The organism is Desulfurellaceae bacterium, from assembly GCA_021296095.1.
Taxonomy (GTDB): Bacteria; Desulfobacterota; Binatia; order Bin18; family Bin18; genus JAAXHF01.
Map to the genome: position 1 here is coordinate 9304 of JAGWBB010000071.1, position 680 is coordinate 9983.

The 680-nt window shown below is 64.7% G+C and carries 2 protein-coding genes; both read left to right on the forward strand.

Going from position 1 to position 680, the window contains the following annotated elements; genetic code table 11:
- On the forward strand, window positions 1–450 hold a 450-nt coding region (locus tag J4F42_16060), incomplete at its 5' end, for a hypothetical protein (GenBank protein MCE2487029.1).
- On the forward strand, window positions 440–680 hold a 241-nt coding region (locus tag J4F42_16065; GenBank protein MCE2487030.1), incomplete at its 3' end, for a hypothetical protein. The genes J4F42_16060 and J4F42_16065, both read left to right, overlap by 11 nt.

Below are 680 nucleotides of genomic sequence, written 5' to 3' on the forward strand. Positions count from 1 at the left end.
CCACCCTCGCTGGCCCAGCTGACGCGTCTCTTCCAGCACGGCTTCGCCCAGTTGGCCGAGACCTGTGTCGCCCAGAACCTGAGCCACACCGAGCAAGAGCACATCGGCCGCCTGGCCCACAGCTCGGCGGCCGATGCCTGGCTCTCCAGCTGGCCGGCTCGCCACGACCTGCCCTTTCAGCCCAGCCTGCCCACACCCCTCGGCAGCCTGACCATCGGTTTTGAGGTCACTCCCCAGCACACCCTGTCGGCGCTCCAGCTGAGCGGAGATTTTCTGGCGCCCGTCCACACCGTTGAAAGCCTCCAGTCGACCCTCAGCGGACAGGCCCTGACTCTCCCCGCCCTGCAACGGAGCATGGACCAGATCTTCCTCTCCCCCGAACACTATTTTTTAGGCCCTCAGCATATGCGGGTCATTCCAGAAACGATCCTGCACGCCTATGGACTTTAGACGCCTGTGCGACCGACTCAGCCTGGACAATTCCCATACTCGGCTGGCCAGCCTAGCCCAGCTGGAACAGGCCGGCGATGAGCTGGTTCTGCCGTCATCGGTGGTAGACGCCCTGCTCGGCTGCCTGGGCGACCGCAACAAGGCCGTCCAACGCCGGGCCGCCCAACAGCTGGTCCGCTTTTCTTCCAGGCAGCCCGCCATTGTCGAGCTGTTACGCGACAGGCTAACCG